This window comes from Prevotella sp. P5-92 (assembly GCF_002251245.1).
Classification (GTDB): Bacteria; Bacteroidota; Bacteroidia; order Bacteroidales; family Bacteroidaceae; genus Prevotella.
In genome coordinates this window covers 82,672-102,717 of record NZ_NPJG01000125.1, presented here as the reverse complement: position 1 = coordinate 102,717, position 20,046 = coordinate 82,672, and the positions used below count along the sequence as shown (strand labels likewise).

15 protein-coding genes are annotated in these 20,046 nt (G+C 52.1%); 2 read left to right on the top strand and 13 right to left on the bottom strand.

Annotated elements, in window-relative coordinates; genetic code table 11:
• Positions 1 to 7 precede the first annotated feature (7 nt).
• Both CIK99_RS13270 and CIK99_RS13265 read left to right on the top strand, forming a co-directional pair.
• Positions 8 to 1,213, top strand: a complete 1,206-nt coding sequence (locus CIK99_RS13270) for a BamA/TamA family outer membrane protein (protein ID WP_371591040.1) — start codon at positions 8 to 10, stop codon at positions 1,211 to 1,213.
• Positions 1,210 to 2,865 (top strand): phosphoethanolamine transferase, encoded by a 1,656-nt coding sequence (locus CIK99_RS13265; RefSeq protein WP_144008005.1) that lies wholly within the window; start codon positions 1,210 to 1,212, stop codon positions 2,863 to 2,865. The genes CIK99_RS13270 and CIK99_RS13265 overlap by 4 nt, the downstream gene beginning before the upstream one ends.
• 11 nt (positions 2,866 to 2,876) lie before the next feature.
• On the opposite strand, the gene CIK99_RS13260 is transcribed toward CIK99_RS13265, so the two are convergent.
• The 13 genes from CIK99_RS13260 to CIK99_RS13200 all read right to left on the bottom strand — a co-directional run bounded on the left by CIK99_RS13260 (position 2,877) and on the right by CIK99_RS13200 (position 19,859).
• A complete protein-coding gene (locus CIK99_RS13260; RefSeq protein ID WP_094381969.1) occupies positions 2,877 to 3,674 on the bottom strand; it encodes an ABC transporter ATP-binding protein in 798 nt (265 codons plus the stop codon).
• A gap of 98 nt (positions 3,675 to 3,772) precedes the next feature.
• Positions 3,773 to 5,467, bottom strand: a complete 1,695-nt coding sequence (locus CIK99_RS13255; RefSeq protein ID WP_094381968.1) for a SulP family inorganic anion transporter — start codon at positions 5,465 to 5,467, stop codon at positions 3,773 to 3,775.
• 92 nt (positions 5,468 to 5,559) lie between these two features.
• Complete coding sequence (locus CIK99_RS13250; protein ID WP_094381967.1) at positions 5,560 to 6,213, bottom strand: outer membrane beta-barrel protein; 654 nt, start codon at positions 6,211 to 6,213, stop codon at positions 5,560 to 5,562.
• A gap of 61 nt (positions 6,214 to 6,274) precedes the next feature.
• Entirely contained in the window at positions 6,275 to 6,886 is a 612-nt protein-coding gene (locus CIK99_RS13245; RefSeq protein ID WP_094381966.1) for a polysaccharide deacetylase family protein, read from the bottom strand.
• Positions 6,887 to 6,907: 21 nt separating this feature from the next.
• Complete coding sequence (locus CIK99_RS13240; RefSeq protein WP_094381965.1) at positions 6,908 to 10,327, bottom strand: DUF2723 domain-containing protein; 3,420 nt, start codon at positions 10,325 to 10,327, stop codon at positions 6,908 to 6,910.
• Positions 10,328 to 10,487: 160 nt separating this feature from the next.
• Complete coding sequence (locus CIK99_RS13235) at positions 10,488 to 11,144, bottom strand: metal ABC transporter ATP-binding protein (protein WP_094381964.1); 657 nt, start codon at positions 11,142 to 11,144, stop codon at positions 10,488 to 10,490.
• A 72-nt stretch (positions 11,145 to 11,216) separates the two neighbouring features.
• The gene (locus tag CIK99_RS13230; RefSeq protein WP_094381963.1) at positions 11,217 to 12,065 is read right to left on the bottom strand and encodes a metal ABC transporter solute-binding protein, Zn/Mn family; all 849 of its coding nucleotides are present in this window, start codon (positions 12,063 to 12,065) and stop codon (positions 11,217 to 11,219) included.
• Between the two features lie 73 nt (positions 12,066 to 12,138).
• Positions 12,139 to 12,591: a YqaA family protein gene (locus CIK99_RS13225; RefSeq protein ID WP_094381962.1), complete on the bottom strand. Its 453-nt coding sequence runs from the start codon at positions 12,589 to 12,591 to the stop codon at positions 12,139 to 12,141.
• Between the two features lie 106 nt (positions 12,592 to 12,697).
• Entirely contained in the window at positions 12,698 to 13,666 is a 969-nt protein-coding gene (locus CIK99_RS13220; RefSeq protein ID WP_144008004.1) for a hypothetical protein, read from the bottom strand.
• Between the two features lie 216 nt (positions 13,667 to 13,882).
• A complete protein-coding gene (gene purD, locus CIK99_RS13215) occupies positions 13,883 to 15,151 on the bottom strand; it encodes a phosphoribosylamine--glycine ligase (protein WP_094381960.1) in 1,269 nt (422 codons plus the stop codon).
• 135 nt (positions 15,152 to 15,286) lie between these two features.
• The gene (locus CIK99_RS13210) at positions 15,287 to 17,437 is read right to left on the bottom strand and encodes a S9 family peptidase (protein ID WP_094381959.1); all 2,151 of its coding nucleotides are present in this window, start codon (positions 17,435 to 17,437) and stop codon (positions 15,287 to 15,289) included.
• The gene (locus CIK99_RS13205; protein ID WP_094381958.1) at positions 17,427 to 18,953 is read right to left on the bottom strand and encodes a class I SAM-dependent RNA methyltransferase; all 1,527 of its coding nucleotides are present in this window, start codon (positions 18,951 to 18,953) and stop codon (positions 17,427 to 17,429) included. Before CIK99_RS13205 ends, CIK99_RS13210 begins: the two co-directional genes overlap by 11 nt.
• 15 nt (positions 18,954 to 18,968) lie before the next feature.
• Positions 18,969 to 19,859, bottom strand: a complete 891-nt coding sequence (locus CIK99_RS13200) for a serine O-acetyltransferase (RefSeq protein ID WP_094381957.1) — start codon at positions 19,857 to 19,859, stop codon at positions 18,969 to 18,971.
• Positions 19,860 to 20,046 lie beyond the last annotated feature (187 nt).

Below are 20,046 nucleotides of genomic sequence, written 5' to 3'. Positions count from 1 at the left end.
TCTGTATATGAAAAAGTTAGTAATGGTCATACTCGTTTGCTTCAGCACCTACGGTATCGCTTGGGCGCAGGACTCATGCCACAGCTTACACTGCACCACTTGGGAGCAGGAAAGTGCAGGAGGAGCGGCGGCAAGCGATACTGTCGTGGCGATGAAGAAGAAGTCGTGGATCGATAAGCTGCTTGACTACTTCAACGACGCCAATAAGGAGAAAATCAACAAGAAATTTGACTTTAGCATCATAGGCGGACCACACTACAGTACCGACACGAAACTTGGATTGGGACTCGTGGCTGCAGGACTTTACCGCACCTCGGCTGCCGATTCGTTGATGCAACCTTCAAACGTATCGCTCTACGGTGACGTGTCGTCGGTGGGATTCTACCTGCTCGGAGTGAGAGGAAGTCATATCATGCCTGAGGCGAGGCAGAGAATAGACTATAAGGTGTATTTCTATTCGTTTCCAAGCAAGTTCTGGGGCATCGGGTACGACAACGGAAAGATCGATGACAACGAGAGCGACTTCGACAGATGGCAGACGAGGATAGACGCAAGCTACCTCTTCCGCGTGGCAAAGGACTTCTACGTGGGACCGACCGTGCAGTTTGACTATGTGAAAGCTACAGATGTGGAAAGGCCAGAACTGCTGGAAGGACAGGACAGAACGACGCACAACTTAGGTATTGGATTGTCGCTTGTGTATGACTCGCGCGACGTGATGACCAATGCCAGACGGGGATGCTATATAGACGTGAAACAATGTTTCAGACCAAAATTCATGAGCAACGACTACGCCTTCTCAACAACGTCCGTAACCGCCTCAGGCTACAGAAAGGCATGGAAAGGGGCAGTGATAGCGGCTGACATTAGAGGAGAACTTAATTTCGGTAATCCGTCGTGGGCGATGATGGCAAAGTTGGGAAGCGGACAGTCGATGAGAGGATATTACGAGGGACGATACCGTGACAAACATAAGATTGAGACTCAACTCGAACTGAGACAACATGTCTGGAAACGAAATGGAGTGGTGCTCTTTGTGGGAGCAGGAACGGTATTCCCTGACTTCAACAAACTGACTATCAGTCGTGTACTGCCTAACTGGGGCTTCGGCTACAGATGGGAGTTTAAGAAAAACGTTAACGTAAGACTTGACTACGGCTTCGGAAAAAACGGCGAGTCGGGCTTCTTGTTTAATATCAACGAGGCATTTTGAAAAAGCTATCCTTTTACTTCATTGTGGCGATGATGATACCGAATGTGGTACTCGTTGTCACTGCCCGCCAACACTTCTTGGTGGCTATGGCTAACGTGTTGCTGCCGCTGGGCATATATATGTCCGTGGCCACGGCAAGGCGAACGGCTCTTGCCATTTGGCTGATGCTGCCAGTCATGGTACTCAGCGCCTTCCAGATTGTGCTAACCATGTTGTTTGGTGAGTCGATAATAGGGGTGGATATGTTTATCAATGTGGTGACGACCAATACCACTGAAATTATCGAACTATTGGGTAACCTCATACCAGCAGTGGTCACGGTGGTGGTGATATACGTGCCGCTACTGACGATGGCGGCTGTGGTGATGGCGAGAGATAAAGTAAGGCATGACGGGGCGGCGAGAGTAAGAGGACGGCAGAACACTTCGGCAACGATAGGGCATACGCGTCGTAAGGGGCGACGCGCGGCAGTTGCGGTGACAATGGCTGGACTTCTCTCTGCCTTGGTCGCCATAGGCAACCGAGGTGTGGCGCTCTTCACCGACGACGTGTTTCCGGCTAATGTGATATATAACTTTACGCTCGCGGTGGAGAGATATAGGGCGACCTCCAGCTATGCCGACAACGTACGCGGATTCACATTTCATGCCAGCAAGAAAGACACTGGTAATGATGAAGGACGGGAGGTGACTGTAGTGGTAATAGGCGAGACGGCACGAGCCGAAAACTTTGGCATTCTTGGCTATAGACGGCCCACCACTCCACGCTTGCAACAGACACAGGGGCTGACGGCGTTTCGGGACGCATGGAGCGAGTCGAACACTACACACAAGAGTGTGCCGATGCTGCTCTCGGCAGTAGATGCATCGACTTTCGACAGTATCTATGGTCAGCGAAGCCTTATCACGGCGTTTAAGGAGGCAGGATACAAGACGGTGTGGCTCTCAAACCAAAGGCGAAACGGCTCGTTTATAGATTTCTTCGGCGAGGAGGCTGACGTGTGTCGGTTTATTAAGGATGACTTTGGCGAGGGAGTTAACGTGACCGACGGACGATTGCTCGACTATATGATAAAGGAGATGAGCGACAGCTGCAGGCGACTGCTGATAGTGTTGCATTGTTATGGCTCGCACTTCAACTATCGCGAACGCTATGGGAAGCGTTTCTCTCGATTCCGACCTGACGACAATACTGAGGCGAAGGCCGAAAACAGACGCGACCTCGTGAATGCATACGACAACACTATATATTATACCGATTACCTGCTCGCTTCGATCATAGATATGCTGAAGGAGAGGGGCGGCGACGCGGTGATGGTATATACTTCTGACCATGGCGAGGACCTTTACGACGACGGGAAGAGATTTCTGCACGCATCGATTAGGCCCACCGACCATCAGCTTCATGTGCCGCTGCTGGTGTGGACATCTCAGAGTTATGCCGCACGACATACAGAGATGGCGGAGGCTCTGGAAATAAATAAAGGGAAGATGATATCGACAAGTCGCTCACTGTTTCACACCGTGCTACAACTGTCGGGGATAGAAACACCATGGTTGAGAAGGCAACACTCGCTTGCCGACACACTTTACAGACCTCAGTCACGATTGTATCTCAACGACCGGAACGATGCTGAGAAAGTGGATGAGTGAATGAATGTTTCTTAACGTCCGGAACGAGGTTGAGAAGACTGGATGAGGAGACGAAGGGAGGCGGCATCGAACGTGATGGCTGGACTATCGAAAAATGCAGATAGACTGCCGTCGGCGGCAAGTTGGCGAGGACTGCCCGAGAGGATGGGCTTACCTGGTTGCATAAGCCAAAGACTGTCGGCAAGCTGAAGGGCAAGTTCTACGTCGTGGGTGGAAAGGAAGATGGTCTTGCCCGTGTTGTGAGCAAGGGAACTGAGAAGCTGTAGCATCTCTACCTTGCTCGGAAAGTCGAGAAACGACGTAGGCTCGTCGAGACAGATAAACGGAGTGTGCTGGGCAAGGGCCTTGGCTATCATTGCCCGTTGGCGCTCGCCGTCGCTGAGTGTGTCGATGCTGCGGTGGGCAAGACGCTGAATGCCTGCGAGAGTCATTGCCTCGTTGACGATGTCTTCGTCGTCGGAGGAGAGACGTCCCCAAAATCCGGTATATGGGCTGCGCCCGAGGGCGACAAGTTCGCTGACGGTCATGTTCTGTACCGATGTGCGCTCGGTGAGGACAACACCAATTTTCCGTGCGAGTTGACGTTCGCTGTAGCTATCGATGTCTTTCCCGTCGAGGAGTATCTCTCCGGCGAGCTTGGGTTGGAAGGCGGTGAGTGTCTTGAGCAACGTCGATTTACCTACACCATTGGGTCCCAACAGACAGGTGAGCTGTCTGTCGGGAATGGTGGCGTTGATATGATCAGCTATTACCGTGACAGACTGGTGTCGTCCCGCATAACCTATGGATAAGTCTTTGAGTTTTATCATCTACAATAGTTTTGCATGTCAGAAACAAGCTGAAATTTCATTTGTTATCAACAAACTGTAAGCGCATTTGTCAGCGACAAGCCGTAAGTATCTTTATCTTAGTATGCCTTTGCAAGAATTACCTTAGCACGCTCGAGGGCGAGGTTGATATGGCTGCAGATGTCCTCTTCGGGCACGTGGCGATAGAAGCCAGCGTGGGCGAGGGTCTGGTGAACCTTTGGTGTAACGCCCGAGAGCACGACCTCGATGCCTTCCTTCTTGCTCATCTCACAGAGGTTGGTGAGGTTGTGGATACCGGTGGAATCGACAAACGGTACCTTACGCATTCGGATGATACGCACCTTGGGACGATCGCCGAAGACAGCCATAACTTCTTCAAACTTATTTCCTGCACCGAAGAAGTAAGGACCGTTGATCTCATAAACCTCCACACCCTCAGGGATAGTGAGATGTTCGAGGTTGCCAGAGCTAAGCTCACTCTCCTGGTTGGGGTCGATCTCGTCGAAGATAACCTTCACGTCTGTGGTCTCAGACATGCGTCGCATGAAGAGCAGACAGGCAATGATGAGTCCTACCTCGATGGCAATGGTGAGGTCGAAGATGATGGTAAGGAAGAAGGTGATGAGCAATACGGTGACGTCGCTCTTGGGATTTTTTGTAAGGGCAAGGAACGAGCGCCAGCCGCTCATGCCGTAGCTCACGATGACGAGCACACCGGCAAGACATGCCATGGGGATGTACTGTGCCAGTGGCATGAGGAAGAGGAATATGAGCAGCAACACCATGGCGTGGATGACACCCGCGATGGGCGAGCGGCCTCCATTGTTGATGTTAGTCATAGTGCGCGCAATGGCTCCCGTGGCGGGTATTCCGCCGAAGAGTGGAGAGGCGAGATTGGCTACGCCCTGGGCGATGAGCTCGGTGTTGGAGTCATGATGGTCGCCGATGACACCGTCAGCCACAGTGGCTGAGAGCAACGACTCGATGGCTCCGAGGATGGCTATGGTGAGCGCTGGCGAGACGAGGCTCTTGATGGTCTCCCAATTCATCTCGGGTACCTGCGCCGAGGGCAGTTCGTTGCTGATGGCAAAGCGGTCGCCGATAGTCTCAATGGTAGTGACGCCGGCAAACTGCTTGAGTAGCAATGCAACGACGGTCATGATGATGATGGCTACGAGTGATCCGGGAATCTTTTTGCTGAAGCGCGGCGTGATGGCTATGACCACGACGCTGAAGATGCCTATCATGGCGCACCATGGGTCGAGCGACGAGAAATTGGTGATATAAACCCACCACTTCTCGATGAAGTCAGAAGGGACCTCGGCAAGCGAGAGGCCGAAAAGGTCTTTGATCTGAGTGGTGAAGATAGTGACGGCGATACCGCTGGTGAAACCCACGATGATGGGGTAGGGTATATACTTGATGATGGTGCCGAGATGCAGCACACCGAAGAGGACGAGAAACGCGCCTGCCATGAGTGTAGCGATGGTGAGTCCTTCGATGCCATACTGTTGGATGATGCCGTAGATAATGATGATAAATGCACCCGTAGGACCGCCTATCTGCACCTTGCTGCCTCCGAAGAGGGAGATGATGAGGCCTGCCACGATGGCCGTGATTATACCTTTCTCGGGTGTCACGCCCGAGGCGATGCCGAAGGCGATGGCAAGTGGAAGGGCTACGATGCCCACGATGATACCTGCCATGAGGTCAGACATGAAGGTCTGACGGTTGTAGTTCTTAACGGTCTCCAACAGTTTGGGTCGAAAGACCTGTGCGTCGATTGTCTTCATATTGTTCAAATCTTTTTTAAATAATAAAGTTGACAGGTTGACAACATGTCAACTTATTGGCCTGAATACTATATAAATGTTTGGTGGATGGTTCAGAAGTTGACTCCTATATTGAGGTTGAATGTGCCGTTATGAGCCTTGGCAAAGTCGTCGTGTGAGATGTTGGCAAGGCCGAGCTCGTAGTTGATTTCGGCATAGAGTACGTCGTAGCTCACGCCGCATCCGAAGATGAGTCCGCCGTCGAAGTGACGGAAGTTGCTCTTGCAGAATGCCGACCACGACTCGCGGGTGTTATAGTCCTTGATCTTTCCGCTAATGCCATGTGCGAGATAACCGCCCAGATGTGGGACGACGGAGATGTCGTAGTCGAGTTCGATGGCATACTTCACAACGATGGGCACCTTGAGGTAGTTGAGGTTGTACTTCAAATCGCAATTGTTGCGAGTATATTTGCCGCCTTTCTCAGAGTAGAACAGTCCGGATTCGAGATAGACGGGGGTGCCTGGCGACAGTTGCAAGCCAGCCACGGCACCGAGGTTCAGACCTGAACGGGAGCCTGGTGCGTCGAGAAGTGCGTCGTCGCTGTTGACAGTGGAGATGCCCAGGCCGAGACGGAGACCGTAGTAGAAATCGTTGTAGCCTTTGCTGCTGCTGCGGCTGTCGCGTCCCTGTGTACGCCACGATTGTGCCGAAGCTGTTGCTGCGAATAGGATGGCAGTGAGGAGGGATAATACAATCTTTTTCATATTTGTTTTTTTTTAGTTGACAAGTTGACGAGTTGACAAGTTGACAGTTCTAATGAATAGACTAATCAAACACCTTAAACTCGTAGCCTTCTGCCTTAAGCCATTTGATTGCTTCGGGCAGGGCGTAGTGGAGTTTGTCGATACTCTTGAGAGAGTCGTGGAAGGTGATGATGGATCCGTTGCGAGTGTAGCGTTTCACATTGTTGAGCACGTCTTCGGCAGTCATCCATTTCGAATAGTCGCGTGTGACAAGATCCCACATGACGATGCGATACTTACGTCTCAGCCATATATACTGATCCCATCGCATCCACCCATGAGGCGGGCGGAAGAGGTCGGTATGCAACAGTTGGTCGGCCTTGTCGGCATTAGCCTTATAGGTGGTGATGGTGTGTCGGAATCCGCCTATATGGTTGAAGGTGTGGTTGCCGATGCGATGACCGGCAGCCACCACCTTATTATATAGTTCAGGATATTTCCTCACGTTGTCGCCCACCATGAAGAACGTTGCCTTGATGCCGTATTGGCTGAGAGTGTCGAGGATGAATGGCGTGGCTTCGGGGATTGGGCCGTCGTCGAAGGTGAGATAAACTGCCTTCTCGTTGCGGTCCATCCGCCATGTTGCCCTTGGGTAGAGCCAGCGTAGCCATATTGCCGGTTGCTCGATGATCATAAGTTGCGCTGTTACTGGGTGTTACTCTTCCACTTCTTCGTCGTAATACTCTTCTTCCTCGTTGGTTGAGCTAAGCTTGCCGCCCTTGTCCTGATAGAACCTCACGAGAGAATTGAATCGTGGTGTATGGCTTTCGCTCCATTTTTTGTCGAGAGTGTCAGTGTCAAGCAGCGTCTGCTGGAGGACATAGATGTTGATCATACACTCGCGCTGTGAGCTGAGGAAACGCATGCCGTCGAGCGAGCAATACCATTTCAGATACTGTTCTGACTTGATCCAGAGGCGGTTGTATAGATCCATGGCCTTCTTTTTTTGGCCGATGGCGGCATAGGCGCGAGCCTCGTCGAAGGATCCTGACATGTAGCTGATGGGCACGTTGTAGTCGGGGATGTGCTTGTCGAGATGGGCGAGCACCTTGGCTGCCTTGTCGTCCTTGCCTTCAGCAATGAGATGTGATGCGAGCTGGACGAAAATGCGGCGGTGAGTGTAGCACATGCGCATCACGGTCTCGTCGAGATAGATGCCTGGCTTTTCGAGTCCTCCGAACTTAAACTTATTCATCAGGATGTCGTAAGTCTTCTCTGTGTCGAAGTTCTTGGTAAGGCCTTTATTGGTGGTGAACGGCGTGATGCGGTTGACGAGACCTTCTTGAACGAAGTTGTCGCCGAGGTTCATATAGTTATCCTCGCTAACAGTCATCGCCACATAGATTGGGCGTGTCCAATTGCACTGTGCGATAATCTCGAGCATCATGAGGTCGCCTTTGTAGAGCGCGTTCTTTCCTTGAAGCGAGATGGCCATGCGGTCGGGGATGGAGTCAGCCGCCATGAGCATGCCGCTCTTACGCACAGCTTCTTTGTCGATGGTGAGGTAGAGCGTGTCTGTGGGGATGACGTGTGTGTCGCCACGCGAACCAGAGAGGATCTTCATCACCTCTCGCTTCTCAGGACTCACCTCGCCACGCACCCAGTCGCGGAGCACGTTGCTGAGTTCGAAGGGGTTGTCGCCCAGTGTGGCTCGAGCCGTCTCAGGGTCTTCCTTATACCACTGCTGGATGAGCTGCTTTATAGACGGGTCGATGATGACATACTCGTTTGTTCCGGCGCAGTACTGCAGTCGATTCCATGAGATGGGCAGCTTTGGCGAGTCGTATGCCGGGCGGCACATCTGGTCAATATACCAGTCGGTCTGTAAATAAGAGAGGTTGCATACGCGCGCATCGGTACGGAAGTTCTCCACGTCTTGGTTGTACCAGAGTGGGAAGGTGTCGTTGTCGCCGTTGGTGAAGATGATGGGGTTGCCATTCTCTTGCAGCGACATGAGATAGTTCTGGCCGAAGTCGCGGCAGGTGTAACGTCCGCTGCGGTCGTGGTCGTCCCATGTCTGTGATGCCATCTGCACTGGAACGAAGAGGCAAGCCACGCCTACGATGGCGGCGATGGCGAGATGCTGGCGCTTGAGACGCTCGGTGAGCATCTCGATGATGGCAGCCACGCCCATACCACACCAGATGGCGAAGGCATAGAACGAGCCAGCGTAAGCGTAGTCGCGCTCTCGAGGCTGCATCGGAGTCTGGTTGAGATAGATGACGATAGCGAGACCTGTCATGAAGAATAGGAAGAACACAACCCAGAATTGGCGTATTCCCTTTTGTCCTTTCTTTAGCGACTGCCAGAAGAGTCCGATGAGACCGAGGATGAGCGGCAGACAATAGAAGACGTTATGTCCTTTGTTTTCCTTGAGTTCGTCAGGCAGCAGCGACTGGTCGCCGAGTCGCCAGTTGTCGAACCAGTCGAATCCGGTTATCCAGTTGCCGTGTTCGAGTTCGCCGTTGCCCTGAAGATCGTTCTGACGTCCGGCGAAGTTCCACATAAAGTAGCGCCAGTACATGAAGTTGCACTGATAGGAGAGGAAGAAACGGATGTTTTCAAACTGTGTTGGCACCTTAACGGGAATGTACTCGCCGCATCGGTCGTACATCTCCTCGTTGCCTTCTACACCTCCCATCCAACTCTCGTAGGCTCCGGCATGCGCCGAGCTGTACATACGAGGGAAGAGCATGTTCTGAGCATACTCGTAGTCGTCTTTTGTGCGGACGACGAAGTAAGAGTCTTTCTCTTCTTTCGACGCTTTCTCCTTGCGCTGATAAACGGGAGCGCCTTTCTTAGCCACTGGTCGGCACATGTCGCCCTCTTTACTGAGAGCCACCTGCGAGGTGTATGCCTGTCCGTAGAGAAGCGGACGTGAGCCGTATTGTTCGCGGCTGAGGTATTCGCCGAGGGTGAAGATGTCCTCTGGCGAGTTCTGGTCCATCGGCGGGTTGGCCGATGATCGTATGACGATGAGTGCATAGCTCGAATAGCCGATCATGAGCATGAGCATGCAGAGCAGCGACGTGTTCTTGATGCGTGCAGAGACGAGTGCGATACCTTTCTTATTCTTTATCTTCAGCACAAGCCACAAGATGGCGAGCACCACGATACCGATGACAACCGAGCTCCAGCCGTAGCCGTAGAACGGGATGCCGAGCATGGCAATGGAAGCGAGGAAGGCGATGTTCTGCCGCTTCATGTTGGTGTCGGAATAGGTCTCGCGTATGGCCCAGATGATGGTGGCGATAAGGAGGAAGATATAAACTATCTCGCCGGTGTTGAACGGACAGCCAAGAGTGTTGACAAAGAACAGTTCGAACCAGCCTCCCACGCGGACGATGCCTGGTACGACGCCGTAGAGGACGGCGGCGAGGATAACTACCGAGATGCCCAATGCGATGAGCGAGCCCTTGAGGTCGCCCTTGCCGTCTGGCTTGGGATATTTGCGGTAGTAGTAAACCAGCACTATGGCCGGCACGCAGAGCAGGTTGAGCAGGTGGACTCCGATGCTGAGTCCCGTCATATACATGATGAGTATGAGCCAGCGGTCGCTATGCGGCTCGTCGGCATGCTCTTCCCACTTGAGTATGAGCCAGAACACCACGGCCGTGAATGCGGATGAGTAGGCATATACCTCACCCTCGACGGCACTGAACCAGAAGGTGTCGCTGAACGTGTATATGAGCGCGCCGACAAGACCCGATGCTTCAATGGCTATCAGCTTTGCCGGTGTGATGTCGTTCCAGCTGTCGGTGATGAGCTTGCGTGTGAGATGTGTGATGCTCCAGAAGAGGAAGAGGATGGTGGCAGCTGACAGCAGCGCACTCATGATATTGACCATGCGTGCCACTTGCGACGGGTCGCTTGTAAACTGCGAGAACAAGTTGGCTGTGAGCATGAAGAACGGTGCGCCTGGCGGGTGACCTATTTCCAACTTGTATCCTGTAGAAATAAACTCAGGACAGTCCCAGAAACTGGCTGTCGGTTCGATCGTAGAGCAATATACAACGGCTGCTATGATGAATGCAATCCATCCCGTGATATTGTCCACCAACTTAAACTGTTTCATTCTTTATTAATTGTTTATTATGTTTTCTTGCATTTGAAGGTGCAAAGTTACTGAAAAAGGAATGAAAAGAAGAAAAAAACGCCGATTTTTTACTTTTTTTGTGTAACATCTTGTGCAAAAGCAAGTGATGAGGGCGATAAGGTATGCCGATAACTGTTTTTTAATGTGGGAGCAACGTCACTCGCTCGTTAACTTCTACGATGGTGGAAGCCATGTCGCGAAGATGTTCGGTGTCGTGACTGACCATGATGATGGCACAGCTTGATGAGAGCTGGCGGATGTGGCTCATCATAAGTTCTTGAGATGTTTGGTCGATATATGTGTTGGGCTCGTCGAGCACGAGGACGTCGGGATGGCTGACGATGGCGCGTGCCAGGAGCACACGCTGTAGTTGGCCGCCGCTGAGGGCTTTGATGGGTCGGCGTGCGAGGTCGGCTACTTCGAGACTTTCGAGAGCCTTGACGGCGAGTTGGCGGTGATGTGTGGTGAAGCGGGAGAATAACGGCTTGCGACTGTTGAGTCCTTGCATCACGGTGTCGAGGACGTAGATGGGAAAGTCGCGGTCGATATTGCTGAACTGCGGCAGATAACCAATGGCGATGCGTTCGGCGGGAGTTCCGTTGCACCAGTATTCCACCTTCCCCGACATGGTGGGAATGAGCTTGAGCAGCACCTTAAGCAGTGTGGTTTTGCCGCCGCCGTTAGGTCCGACGATGCCGATGAAGTCGCCCTTGTTGACGGCGAGCGTTACGCCGCTGATTTGCGGTCTTCCTTCGTAGCCTGCCGTGACATCGGTGAGTGTAATTAGCTTTTTCATGTTTTATATTGAAGAGTAGAGAATGAAGAGTGGAGAACTAAGAGTGAGGAATGAAGAGTGAGGAATTGTGGATTAATTCTGCGACATGTTGCTTAGGGTGGAGGCGATGAGCGTCATCTGCTGTTCCCAGTTGTAGTCGAGCGGATTGATTTCCACCACTTGTGCCTTTGTCTCCTTCACCACGGTCTCGGTGTTTTGGCTGTCAAACTCTTTCTGCACGAACATGATTTTCGTGGCGTTTCTCTTTGCCTCTCTGATCACCTCGGCAAGGGATGCGACAGATGGTTCGCGGCCTTCTTCCTCAATGGCAATCTGTCGGAATCCGTATTCGTTGGCGAAATAGGTGAGGGCAGGATGATAGATGAGGAACGAGTGGTTGGGCGCGGCGAGGAGAGCTTTTCGTATGGAAAGGTCGAGGCGTGTGATGCGCGAGACGAGCGCATCGTAGCGCTGCTTGTAGTAGAGTGTGTTCTGACTGTCGGTGCGGACGAGTGCGTTGTAAATGTTTTTTGCAATGATAAGGGCGTTGGCAGTTGACATCCACGTGTGCTGGTCGATGATGCCCGATGCCGACGAGCAGATGAAGCTTACTCCAGCAGACGAGTCGATGATGGCGAGATGGTCGGAATACGACTCAATCTTCTTTCCCCATGTACGTTCGAATCCAAGGCTGCCTACCTTGATATACATGGCGCTCTTGCTGAGGTCGATAACCTGCTGTGCTGTAGGTTCGTAGGTCTCGGGCGAGCTCTCTTTTGGTACGAGCGTTACCACCTCTGCCTTGTCGCCTACGATCTGTTCGACGAAGTAGCGCAGCGGTTCGATGCTGACGGTGATTACTGCCTTGTCTTTCTTTACGCCTCCGCAACTACAGATGGCGAAGGTCGTGATGAAGAGAAGTAATGTCTTTATTGTTTTCATCAATTTCTTTTATCGATATAATGTTTGTTTATTCAAGGTCTTGCATTCAGTTCCCTTTATACTTATTCTTTTGTTATAGAATGAAACTGGCGCCATAGACGAGAATGACGTAGCGGAAGAGTTTGCTGATGGTGATGCTGATGACGACGATGGGCAGATTGGCTCGCATCAATCCGAGCATGATGGCGATGGCGCTGCCGAGGATGGGCAAGAAGGTCAAGAGTCCCGACCATGCTCCTTTTCCAGCCATGAAGCGTTGTGCCTTGTCGAGGTCGGCCTTTTTCACTCTCAGGTATTTCTCTATCCATTCCATCTTTCCCATTCGTCCGATGGTGTAGTTGAACATCGAGCCGAGCACGTTGCCGATGGTGCCGTAGATGATGAGCATCACGGGATCGAGTCCGGCGGCTTGAAGTCCCACCATGATCGCCTCGCTGCTGAATGGGAAGAAGCTGCCGGCGATGAACGATGCGACGAGCATGCCGACATATCCGTAACTGAGCAGTAAATTTAATATGATATCCATTTCTGTGTTTCTTTTACAATCTTTCTGTGTTTCTTTTACAATCTTTCTGTGATTCTTTATCAATCTTTCTGTATTTCTTTCTTTATTAAGCTTTCTGTTTTACTAACTACGTCGTCGCCTTGAGTGGCATCAGGATGTTGAACACGATCAGCGCGAGGGCGAGGGCAAGGATGGCGATGAACGTGATGTTGGTGATGCGCTTATGGGTGTGGGTGATGAAATGAGCTATGACGGGGCTGGTGCATACGATGAGCACCGTGAGCAGCAGGTCGAAATATTGCGGCTGGAGGACGGCGAAGACGATGGCTGCGATGCCGTTGAGGATAAACACATCGTAATACATGCGGGTGTTGACACGGTCGAGAAATTTCGTGCGCCAGTGGTGGACGGAGCCGATGGTAAAGAGCGTGACGATGAAAAGGAACGACGCAACGCGCTGAAAACCAAAGGTGTTCCAGAATGCTCGCGTGGCGGCTGGCTCGCTGATGGCGAAGATAGGCGAGAAGTCGGCCATTGAGGCGAAATGCTGCATCGGCGTCTCCCAGTCTTCGGCATAGATGAAATAGAGCATCACAAACCAGTAAGGTGCTATGATGCCTAATATCGAAGCGAAGAACGTGCGCCACGACATAGACCTGAGACAGAACACCATGAGCATCCACTCTACGGGCAGGAAGAAGAGCACCTGCTGCCACACAAGACTTGCGATGCCGATGGGCAGGAAGGCGTAGAACGTCCATCCCGTGGAGAGCCGGTCTTGGTAAGAATGGAAAAACGGCATTAGCGACGCCGCATAGCACAGGGCGAGAATGCCGCAGTCTGCTCGAGGGAAGAGGAAGGCGGAACAACAATAGAGCATGATGAATGCGCAGGACACCATACGGCTGTATGTGCGGAGCAATACAAAGGTTGTGTTCAGCTCTACCATGATGTAAGAGCTGAACACAAAGCATGCGAACTGCAGCCATAACCACTGTGAGATAGCTCCGGCAAGCATCCATACCGCCACGCCAACAATGGCCATGGTGGGTAATGACAATCTGCTTCCGGCAATCTTGTTCTGTAATCTCTTCAATGTCTTCTTTTTATATTAATTATGTATGTTTGATACATTTCCTGCGGGCGTTGAAATGCAGGGCGGCAACGGGAGTGGGAGCTGCTGCGGCAGGAGGAGCGGACGCTTCTGTTGAGGGTCGGGAACTGCTGCGGCGCGGGGAGCGGACTCTTCAGTTGAGGGAGCGGGCGCTCCGGTTGAGGGAGCGGGGCGGGTGTTGAGCGCGGGCGGATGGGATTATAAGTCTTTTCCGATGTCGCGGCGGAAATACTTGTCGGTGAAAGTGATTTTCTGAGCTTCCTCGAACGACTTCTGCAGGGCTTCTTCCTTGTTGGCGCCGTAAGAGCTGACGGCGATGACTCGTCCGCCATTGGTCACCACGTTGCCATCGTTGAGTGCGGTGCCGGCATGGAAGACGATGCTTCCCTCCACCTTGTCGATGCCCGAGATGGGATAACCCTTTTTGTATTCTTGCGGATAGCCGCCGCTGACGAGCATCACGCAGACGGCTGCACGTTCGTCGAACTCGATGGCTCGCTGGTCGAGGTTGCCTTCAGCCACGCCTTGGAAGAGATCGACGATGTCGCTTTTGAGTCGGAGCATGACGCTCTCGGTCTCAGGGTCGCCCATGCGGCAGTTGTATTCTATCACCATAGGTTCGCCATTGACGTTGATGAGTCCGAAGAAGATGAAGCCTTTGTAGATGATGCCTTCCTCGGCGAGTCCATCGACGGTGGGTCGGATGATGCGGTCTTCTACCTTTTTCATCCATTCCTTTGTGGCGAAAGGCACTGGAGTGACGCTTCCCATGCCGCCTGTGTTGAGTCCGGTATCGCCTTCACCGATGCGTTTGTAGTCTTTAGCTTCGGGGAGGATCTTATAGTTTTTGCCGTCGGTGAGCACGAATACTGAGCACTCGATGCCGCTGAGGAACTCTTCTATCACGACCTGAGCCGATGCGTTGCCGAACATGCCGCCGAGCATTTCCTTGAGTTCGCGCTTTGCCTCGTCGAGAGTGGGCAGGATGAGCACTCCTTTTCCGGCGCAAAGTCCGTCGGCCTTGAGCACGTAAGGTGCGCTGAGAGTCTCAAGGAACTTGAGTCCTTCCTCTACTGTTGTTCCGTCGAAAGTCTGATAGCGAGCTGTCGGGATGTTGTGTCGCTGCATGAACGCCTTGGCGAAGTCTTTCGAGCCTTCGAGCACGGCTCCCGCCTTCGACGGACCGATGACTGGGATGTTGCAAGTGAGAGGGTCGTTGGCGAAGTTGTCGTAGATGCCCTTCACGAGTGGGTCTTCTGGTCCGACGACGACCATGTCGATATGGTTTGTATAGACGAATTTCTTCAGTTCCTCGAAGTCGTTGACCCCGATGTTTACGTTTTCGCCGCAGTTGCCTGTTCCGGCATTTCCTGGTGCGATATACAGTTTCTCTACTTGTTTGCTTTGAGCTATTTTCCAGGCGAGTGCATGTTCGCGACCGCCGCTTCCTAAAAGTAATATTTTCATAAATAGATATTTTTTTATTTGTAGTTGGCTCGTTATAACTTCTTGTATAACTTCATCTTATGTCTTTCGCAAATGTCTTCCGCAAATGTCTTTCGCAAATGTCTTTTGCAAATATTTTTCGCAAATGTCTTTCCTTTATTTCAGATAATCCTCAAAATACTGAGTGATGCGTTCGTGTAGATGGACGCTGGCGTGACCTGCCATGTTGTGTCCCTCGCCAGGATAGACGAAGAAGTCGGGCTGTGTGCCGGCTTTGACGCATGCATCGAGGAACTGTAGCGCGTGTTGCGGCACGACGGTCGGATCGTTCATTCCGATGATGATCTGCAGTTTGCCCTTAAGGTTTTTCGCTTTGTCGATGAGCGAAGTCTTGGCGTAGCCTTCGGGGTTAGTCTCGGGCGTGTCCATGTATCTTTCGCCGTACATCACCTCGTACCATTTCCAGTCGATGACTGGTCCTCCAGCCACTCCGACCTTGAAGACGTCGGGATAGTTGGTCATGAGCGAGATGGTCATATATCCGCCGAAGCTCCATCCGTGTACGCCGAGTCGGTCCTTGTCAACGTAAGGCAGCGAGAGTAGATAATCGACGCCTTTCATCTGGTCGGCCATTTCCACCTGTCCGAGCTGTCGGAAGGTGGCTTGTTCGAAGTCGCGTCCACGACATTCGCTGCCTCTGTTGTCGAGGATGAAGAGCAGATAGCCTTTCTGTGCCATGTATGTCTCCCACGAGCGGCTGCCGTAGTGCCAGGAAGCCTCTATGTTGTGTGCGTGTGGTCCGCCATAGACATAGACTACGGTAGGATATTTTTTTGTGGGGTCGAATCCCACGGGTTTCACCATTCGGTAGTAAAGGTCGGTGACGCCGTCGGCTGCCTTGATTGTTCCCGATGAATATTCGGGGATGTTGTATCCCTTCCATGGGTTGTCTGCGGTGTGGAGGCGCAGCGCCTTGGCGTTGGCGGTGTTGACGAGGTCGATATTGAGTGGCACGTCGGGCTCGGTGTATTTATCGACGAGATAAGTGCCTGATTCAGAGAGTGTCACGCGGTGAGAGCCGCGTCCGTTGTCGAGTGGCGAGAGTTTCCCGCTTTTCAGATCCACGGCGTAGATGTTACGCTGTATGGGCGAGGCGGCGTTGGCTCTGACGATGGCTGTTTTCTGCTTGATGTTGAAGCCGAGCAGCTGTTCGATGACGAAGTTTCCGTTTGTGACTTGCGTGAATGTCTTCTTCTTTAAGTCGAAGAGATAGAGATGGTTATATCCGTCTTTTTGACTTTGGAAGATGAACTTTGTGTTGTCCCACGGCAAGAAGCGTATGGGGTTGAGCGGTTCGACATATTTCTCGCTTGTCTCGCGGTAGAGCTCTTCTTTCTTTTCTCCGCTGATGGCGTCGTAAGCCACGAGGCGACAGTCGTTTTGGTCGCGGTTGAGTTCGAACATATAGACCGTGGTGGCGTCGGGGCTCCACGCTATGTTGGTGAAATATCGGTCGGTGGCGTCTCCGGTGTTGAGATAAATGGTTTGCTTGGTGTTGATGTCGTAGATGCCCACGCTGACCTTATGGCTTGTCATTCCCGCCATGGGATATTTGTCGGGTTCGAGAGTTGCCACGCGTTCGAAGGTGTTGACCTGTGGATAGTCGGTGACCATTGTCTGGTCCATGCGGTAGAAGGCGAGACGGCTGCCGTCGGGACTCCAGAAGAGTCCGCTCTCGATGCCAAACTCGTTGCGGTGAACGGCCTGTCCATAGACTATTTCTCGGCTGCCGTCGGAGGTGATGCGGCAGAGTTGGTTGTCGGCGAGTCTGACGCAGAGTTGGTTGTCGGCATCGACATAGGCCACTGCTTTCGTCTTTTTGTTCCAGTCGGGATATTGTTCGCCTTTGCAGTCCTGTCGCCACACGATGGTGTTTTGTTTCCAGTCGTAGAGCAGACGTATATTGCTGTTGGAGAGCATCACCTCTGTCTTGTCAGCATAGGGACAGAAGGCGTAGAAAGCCGAATGTATTTTCTCGCCGTCGAGCAGTGCGTTGACGTCCTTTATATTAAATAAGGTGTCGCGGCTACCGTTTTTCATGTTGATGGCCACAGAATAGTCGAGGTCTTGCGTCATGAGTCTGTCGCCCCACCACGAGAAGAACATGTTCCGCGGCTGCATGTTGCGGTAGTTGTTGCCGCCGTAGTTGAGGTCTTCGAGTGTGAACTGCTTGAGCTGTTGTGCAGCGGCAGCTATGCTTGCTGTAGCCATGATAGCAGTAGCCATTGTCTTGAGTTTATTCGTCATAGTCGTCAAAATTATTAAAATTTCTTCCGCCCTTAGAGAAATTTTTTCCAGCTTTTCCGAAGCCTTTTCCGAAGCCTTTTCCGAAGCCTTTTCCGCCTTTGCGGTCGTTTTTCCAGTCGCCTTTGCGGTCGTTCTTTCGGTCTGAGTGTCGGTCTGAGCGTCGGTCTGAGGTGTTGTCGTCGTCGTTGCGTCGTCGCTTGTTGTCGAAGCGGTCGAGGTCGTAGCGGTGGAACTTGAATGTGCGGATGTCGCCCTCTTCGTTTTCTTCGTTTTCGTCGATACGCTTTTTGAACTCTCGGTTTTTCTTGAAGCGGTGTTTCTCGGCCATCGACTTTTTCTCCTCGTCGGTTTTCACTATTCCTCCTTCTTCGCGGAAGTTTCTCAGTCGGCCGTCGAAGATCTGGTATTTGCGTAGTTCACATTCGAGCGATCCGTTGTAGAGCGGATATTTGATGGATGGTTTCAGTCCTATCTGGTCGAAACATTCCTGTCTGTAGCTGAGCACCCAAGCGTCGTTGTCGAGGAACTGGTGTTTGAGTCGTTCGCCAATCATCTTGTATGTGCCGAGGAGGTCGGGTGTTGAGATGCGCTCGCCGTATGGCGGATTGGTGATCATGATGCTCTTCTCTTTTGGCTGTGTGAAGTTTTTGAAGTCGGCCTGTTCGACGGTGATCACGTCTGATAGTCCTGCTGCCTTGACGTTGAGTCGGGCAGTGTTGACGGCCTTCATGTCGATGTCGTAGGCGTAGATGTGGTGATTATACTCTCGTTCTTCGGAGTCGTCGTTGTAGATGGTGTCGAAGAGGTCGGCGTCGAAGTCTGCCCATTTCTCGAAGGCGAATTCTTTTCGGAAGATGCCTGGTGCCATGTTTTTGGCTATGAGTGCGGCCTCGATGGCTATTGTTCCCGAGCCGCACATGGGGTCGATGAAGTCGGTGTCGGCGTTCCATCCTGTCATGAGTATGATGCCGGCAGCGAGCACTTCGTTGAGTGGAGCCTCGACGCTCTCCTGTCGGTAGCCGCGTCGGTGTAGGCTTTCGCCGCTGGAGTCGAGCGAGAGTGTGCATTTGTCCTCTGCGATGTGTATGTTGAGTCTGAGGTCGGGGTTGGCGACGCTGATGTTAGGTCTTGTGCCGGTTTTTTCGCGGAACTGGTCAACGATGGCGTCTTTCACCTTGTAAGCCACGAATTTAGAGTGCTTGAACTCCTCGGAGAACACTACGGAGTCAACGGCAAACGTTTTGTCGAGGTCGAGATACTGTGTCCAGTCTATTTTCTTTACGCCTTCATACACTTCGTCGGGGTTGAGTGCCTTGAAGTGTGATATGGGCTTGAGGATGCGGATGGCTGTGCGGAGCTGGAAGTTGGCACGGTAGAGCATTTCTTTGTTGCCGGTGAACGACACCATGCGTCGTCCTATCTCCACGTTGTTTGCGCCGAGATGAGTGAGTTCTTTTGCCAAGACGGGTTCGAGTCCCATGAATGTCTTGGCGATCATTTCAAATTCTTGTTCCATTTATTTTTTTATGTATTATTCTTTTCTGTATTTCTTACTGTTGGGTTGCATGCTTTCTGTCACCCAGATGTTTGCCCCGACGACGCTTCCTCGTCCTATGGTGATGCGTCCGAGGATGGTGGCGTTTGAATATACCACGACATCGTCTTCGAGTATGGGGTGGCGCGGGATGCCCTTGATGGGGTTGCCGTCGGCGTCGAGCGGGAAGCTCTTGGCTCCGAGCGTGACGCCTTGATAGAGCTTGACGTTGTTGCCGATGACGCATGTGGCACCGATGACTACGCCTGTGCCGTGGTCGATGGTGAAGTGATGGCCTATGGTGGCTGCGGGGTGGATGTCGATGCCGGTCTCGGAGTGGGCCATCTCGCTGATGATGCGCGGTATGAGCGGCACGCCGAGCTGGTGTAGCTCGTGGGCTATGCGGTAGTTGGTGAGTGCCTTGATGACGGGATAGCATGAGATAATCTCGCCGCGGTTGTCGGCAGCTGGGTCGCCGAGAAACGCCGCCTCGACGTCTGTCGCGAGTGTGTGTCTTATCTCGGGCAGCTTGGCTATGAGCTGGAAGGCCAGATGGCGTGCCTTGAGTCGGCAGGGTGTGTTTTCTCCCTTTCCGCTGTGTGGGCAGGAGAAGCATAGTCCGGCGAGGATTTGGTCTTCGAGCAGTTTTGAGAGTTTCTCCACTGCCAGTCCTGTATGATATTTTATGGTGTGCTTGTTTATTTTCGATTTGCCGTAGTAGCCTGGGAAGATAATGGCGCGCGACAAATCAATAATTTCTTCGAGCACTTTGCCCGAAGGAAGCGGGTTGCCGTCCTGGTGAAGATGGAAAAGGTCTTTCAGCGAGTCGGCGTCAGATAGCTGTTCTACGGTTTGTGTCAGTATCTGTGTAAAGTTGTTACTATCCATGGTGTGTCAGAAAATCGGTACAAAGATACGTGAAAAAATTGAGTTGACAAAGCTCTTGGCTTATTTTTATATAAAAAAGGTGTGATTTTTGTTCCCAAAAAGGGAAAATTATGGTGAAAACGTATTTTTTTCGCAAAAATAATTATCAATGTCGAAAATATTGCTTACCTTTGCCGTGGAATACGAG

Excerpts from the sequence above, each read along its gene's own strand:
- CIK99_RS13270 (WP_371591040.1), top strand. The coding sequence starts at position 8 with ATGAAAAAGTTAGTAATGGTCATACTCGTTTGCTTCAGCACCTACGGT.
- CIK99_RS13260 (WP_094381969.1), bottom strand. The coding sequence starts at position 3,674 with ATGATAAAACTCAAAGACTTATCCATAGGTTATGCGGGACGACACCAG.
- CIK99_RS13255 (WP_094381968.1), bottom strand. The coding sequence starts at position 5,467 with ATGAAGACAATCGACGCACAGGTCTTTCGACCCAAACTGTTGGAGACC.
- CIK99_RS13250 (WP_094381967.1), bottom strand. The coding sequence starts at position 6,213 with ATGAAAAAGATTGTATTATCCCTCCTCACTGCCATCCTATTCGCAGCA.
- CIK99_RS13245 (WP_094381966.1), bottom strand. The coding sequence starts at position 6,886 with ATGATCATCGAGCAACCGGCAATATGGCTACGCTGGCTCTACCCAAGG.
- CIK99_RS13240 (WP_094381965.1), bottom strand. The coding sequence starts at position 10,327 with ATGAAACAGTTTAAGTTGGTGGACAATATCACGGGATGGATTGCATTC.
- CIK99_RS13235 (WP_094381964.1), bottom strand. The coding sequence starts at position 11,144 with ATGAAAAAGCTAATTACACTCACCGATGTCACGGCAGGCTACGAAGGA.
- CIK99_RS13230 (WP_094381963.1), bottom strand. The coding sequence starts at position 12,065 with ATGAAAACAATAAAGACATTACTTCTCTTCATCACGACCTTCGCCATC.
- CIK99_RS13225 (WP_094381962.1), bottom strand. The coding sequence starts at position 12,591 with ATGGATATCATATTAAATTTACTGCTCAGTTACGGATATGTCGGCATG.
- purD (WP_094381960.1), bottom strand. The coding sequence starts at position 15,151 with ATGAAAATATTACTTTTAGGAAGCGGCGGTCGCGAACATGCACTCGCC.
- CIK99_RS13210 (WP_094381959.1), bottom strand. The coding sequence starts at position 17,437 with ATGACGAATAAACTCAAGACAATGGCTACTGCTATCATGGCTACAGCA.
- CIK99_RS13205 (WP_094381958.1), bottom strand. The coding sequence starts at position 18,953 with ATGGAACAAGAATTTGAAATGATCGCCAAGACATTCATGGGACTCGAA.
- CIK99_RS13200 (WP_094381957.1), bottom strand. The coding sequence starts at position 19,859 with ATGGATAGTAACAACTTTACACAGATACTGACACAAACCGTAGAACAG.